This window comes from Moorena sp. SIO4A5 (assembly GCF_010672005.1).
GTDB lineage: Bacteria > Cyanobacteriota > Cyanobacteriia > Cyanobacteriales > Coleofasciculaceae > Moorena.
Genome location: NZ_JAAHHZ010000442.1, coordinates 1 through 3,964, shown reverse-complemented (window position 1 = coordinate 3,964; position 3,964 = coordinate 1). Strand labels below are relative to the sequence as shown.

At 44.9% G+C, this 3,964-nt stretch carries 5 protein-coding genes; 3 read left to right on the top strand and 2 right to left on the bottom strand.

The genetic code is table 11. From position 1 onward, the window contains the following. Nucleotides 1–112 precede the first annotated feature (112 nt). On the bottom strand, nucleotides 113–508 hold the full coding sequence (locus tag F6K57_RS38770) for a DUF4347 domain-containing protein (protein WP_293073950.1): 396 nt from the start codon (nucleotides 506–508) through the stop codon (nucleotides 113–115). 9 nt (nucleotides 509–517) lie between these two features. On the opposite strand from F6K57_RS38770, the gene F6K57_RS38765 reads away from it, so the two are divergent. Further along, nucleotides 518–769: a hypothetical protein gene (locus tag F6K57_RS38765; RefSeq protein WP_293073947.1), complete on the top strand. Its 252-nt coding sequence runs from the start codon at nucleotides 518–520 to the stop codon at nucleotides 767–769. Between the two features lie 206 nt (nucleotides 770–975). Here F6K57_RS38765 and F6K57_RS42310 read toward each other — a convergent pair whose 3' ends face one another. Next, nucleotides 976–1,266, bottom strand: coding sequence for a DUF4347 domain-containing protein (locus F6K57_RS42310; RefSeq protein ID WP_364305926.1), 291 nt, complete (start codon nucleotides 1,264–1,266; stop codon nucleotides 976–978). Nucleotides 1,267–1,466: 200 nt separating this feature from the next. Between F6K57_RS42310 and cbiQ the strand changes: the two genes are divergently transcribed. Both cbiQ and iscB read left to right on the top strand, forming a co-directional pair. Beyond that, the gene (cbiQ, locus tag F6K57_RS38760) at nucleotides 1,467–2,384 is read left to right on the top strand and encodes a cobalt ECF transporter T component CbiQ (RefSeq protein WP_293073944.1); all 918 of its coding nucleotides are present in this window, start codon (nucleotides 1,467–1,469) and stop codon (nucleotides 2,382–2,384) included. 252 nt (nucleotides 2,385–2,636) lie between these two features. Continuing rightward, nucleotides 2,637–3,857, top strand: a complete 1,221-nt coding sequence (gene iscB / locus F6K57_RS38755) for an RNA-guided endonuclease IscB (protein ID WP_293073941.1) — start codon at nucleotides 2,637–2,639, stop codon at nucleotides 3,855–3,857. Nucleotides 3,858–3,964 lie beyond the last annotated feature (107 nt).

Below are 3,964 nucleotides of genomic sequence, written 5' to 3'. Positions count from 1 at the left end.
TTAACAAGCTAAAATACTATCGCCGTGTTTTTAGCCGTTTTGATAAAACTGACGAATGTTATCTGGGTTTTGCAGAGTTCGCCTCTGCTCTCATCTGGTTACGTTAGCTATGTCAACAGAACCTAGTTCCTACTGAAAAGTTGTTAGGGTTGCTAAAGGACACAGTAAAAACTCCTTGATATACTTCCATCAATTCTGGCAAAAATGCTGAATCTACAGCAATCTGACCCGTACAACATTCTAGATTCCAATCACCACCCAAGGCAGCATTACCCGTGCGGTTCCCAGAAGCCGCAATCTCAGTACCAGTTATTTGGTGTAGTCGTTCCAAAAATTCTGTACCAGCATCTCCCGCAGCAACATTGCAGCCGTAGAGGAGAATAGGAGTGGCTGAATCATTGGTTGACCAAGTTTTTAATTGAGGGAGGTAATGGTGTGAAGTACCCCAACCTGCTTTGGCCGTAGGCCACGCTACGCGAACGCTGAGGTTGGGGCTTCCAACTCTCAACTCAAATCAGTGACGGTCTTATTCGTCTCCAGGGTTTCCCGCTTCATCCGCCGATGCCTCAACCAGCGAACTGGAATTGGTCTTACTCAGCGTCCACAGGCAGACATCCGCCTTCCGCAGACGCAAACGTTTTACGACAGACTCACCTTGGAATTACGACTCTATGGTCAACCAGCCGGGGCTTGTCTCTTCCCTGATCTGGAGCTAGTACTTTGTACACCTAATGGTCTGAAAACTGATAGAGTATCAGACTTTTTGTAAGGTAGCCTTTTAGTCAGTCAGGCGGGTTAGCAACCGCTTTTATTCTACAGGACTTACGCATTTGCCCCCTAAATCCCCCAATTCTGGGGGACTTTGACATCTTTACCCCCCAGAATTGGGGGGCTAGGGGGGCGAAATCAACTTAACCGCGTAAGTCCTGTTCTAACATAAATCGTGATGGTTTGTCATCACAAATTGTCGTCTCGCTATCCATCCCCACCCGTCGCAGGGGTGGGGAATTCCGCGAGTCTTGTTAAAGTATCTAGACTAAGTTGGCTATTCCCTAAATACAAACACCCCGGTGAACCGTGAGAAACGATGTGAATAGCAGAAATATCGGCGTTGCTTAATAATGGAATGATTTCAAGAGTTTTGTGGAACAGGCATCTTGCTTCTGATATTTTTACCGCAGGTAGGATGCCCGGTACTGGTTCCGTCGAATGTGAAGGAGAAAAGCCTTGCAGGTGGTTGTATGATCGAACTATTTTCCCACCCATGTCCTTTTCGCTTCTCACTCGGCGGAACCAGTGCCGCTTAGGGATTGATCCTAAGTTAGTCATAGGTCATAGAGAAAATATAAAGGATGAACGGTGAAGTATCAAGTATGAAGTATTAAGGGTGAAGTGGAGCGATAGAACCTATGGCTCCTATGTGGATTAGACCCAATTAGCAATCACCAATTACAATCAATGACTAAATGAAACATGGACTTGATGCCTACGCTCACTTGGACTCCCCCATCCACAGTTGGGAACCTCGTGCCAAGCTAATTGCCCTATTGACCCTAATTTTTGCGTTTTCCTTTGTACAGCATTTGATAGTGCTACCAGGGATGGTGGCTCTGACCCTAATTTTTTATCGAGTCTCTCGCCTGCCACTGTCCTTTCTGTTGAATCGGTTGCGCTATCCGGGATTGTTTCTGTTAGGGATCACACTGCTACTCCCCTTCACAGTAGGCACTACCGTGATCATCCAGCTTGGTCCAATCGCCGTGCGACAGGAAGGACTGCTAACCCTAGTGCTGATTGCCACCCGTTTCCTATGTATTCTGACCATTAGTGTGATTTTATTTGGCACCGCACCCTTTTTGACCAACATCAAAGCTATGCGATCGCTTGGTCTGCCCTCACTGGTTGCGGATATGACTCTGTTGTCTTACCGCTATATTGAGCAATTTAGTAACGACCTAGCTAAAATGAAGCGGGCAATGCAGCTGCGAGGTTTTCGTGGCAAAGGACCAAAGCTTTCATGGCAGGAATTTGGACGTCACCCAGTTGCTTGGTTACTGGAATCCTTCGCCCGTAGTTACCGTAACCTTAGAGTTTTAGCGTCCCTAACCGGAACACTTTTGGTGCGCAGTTACCAGCAATCCCAGCAAGTCTATAAAGCGATGATTTTACGAGGGTATAGTAACACCTCTAAATTTATGGTTTCTGAGAGTTCTGGTGTGACAATAGGGAGTAGAACACAGAGCTTTTCATTACCGCTTCCTAGGGAAAAGCGTATGGGGTCTAGTATAAACACTGCTGGTTTCCACCACTACATTGCTTTGGGACTCACTAGCTTGATTTCAATAGGATTTGTGATCGCAGAAATTCTCTTAACAGAAGCGTAAACAACTCGCCGCTAACTCACAACGCGAGTATAGCGGGAGCTTTAAAGCTCAAAGTTTACCAGTCTAAGCCTTTAGAGGGCTACGTTATTTTTAAGAGTTAAAGTTCCTACCTAGGGATGCGTAGCTAGTCCCCAGCTCTAGAACCCGGTCGTTAAACAGGTGTAGTTGAGTTAAGCCAGTGCGATTGGGAAAGTACCGAGAAATAACATTGACTAAGCTAACTTTACCCTGGCAACAGGAGGAAACACAATTATGCGTGTCTTTGTATTAAACAAAAATCGACAACCACTAGATCCATGTAGACCGGCAAGAGCCAGGATTTTATTATCAACTGGCAAGGCAAAGGTCTATCGCCGTTACCCATTCACTATAATCTTGACTGAGGAAATAATAGATCCAGTAACTCACGATCACAAAATCAAAATAGATCCTGGAGCAAAAACAAGCGGTTTTGCTATTGTTCAAGGAGAACGAGTGGTCTGGGGAGCCGAACTTATACATAGGGGTTTCCAGATCCGAGATTCTTTGACTTCTCGTAGGCAGCTAAGACGCAGCCGACGTAATCGCAAGACTCGATACCGCAAGCCCAGGTTTCTTAATAGAACCAGACCAAAAGGTTGGCTAGCTCCTAGCTTGATGTCTAGAGTTCAAAATATTGAAACTTGGACTAAGAAACTGATTAAATTATGTCCGGTCGCAGGCATTTCTCAAGAATTGGTTAAATTTGATACTCAAAAACTAGAAAACCCTGAAATATCTGGAATTGAGTATCAACAGGGCACACTTTACGGTTATGAACTTCGAGAATATTTACTCGAAAAATGGAATCGTAAATGTGCTTATTGTGGGACAACAGGAACTCAATTAGAAATTGAGCACATTAAACCCAAGTCCAAAGGTGGTTCTGATCGAGTTTCTAATTTAGCGATTGCATGTCACCCATGTAACCAGGCGAAATCTAATCAAGACATTGAACTTTTCTTGTCTAACAAGCCTAGTATCCTGAAACGCATACTGAGTAAAGCTAAACGCCCTCTGGCTGATGCGGCTTGTGTTAATTCAACCCGATGGAAGTTGTACCACGATCTCAAGTCAACAGGGCTACCTGTTGAAGTAGGTAGTGGCGGATTAACCAAATTCAATAGGTGTCGTCAAAATCTTCCGAAAACTCATTGGTTGGATGCGGCAAATGTCGGGAAAGTCGAAACATTGATTATCGAAGTAACCAATCCTTTGATAATAACCGCCAAAGGACATGGCACTCGTCAAATCTGTAGAACTAACAAATATGGCTTTCCCACTCGTCATTGCTCCAGAATCAAGTTTCATAAAGGTTTTCAGACAGGCGATATTGTTCGTGCCGTAGTCACCAAAGGCAAAAAAATCGGCACCTATGTCGGACGAGTCGCAACTAGAAAGTCAGGGTCTTTCAATATCTCAACTAAATCAGGATGTGCGGCTTGTTCTAAGTAAGAGCCTCCTTTACCAGGAGGGGTAAGACTTAGGTAATTCGCGGGGACAACCCCGAAAGATTACAACTATTCATCCGGATGGCGGTGCAAACCCGACCCCTAGAAGAG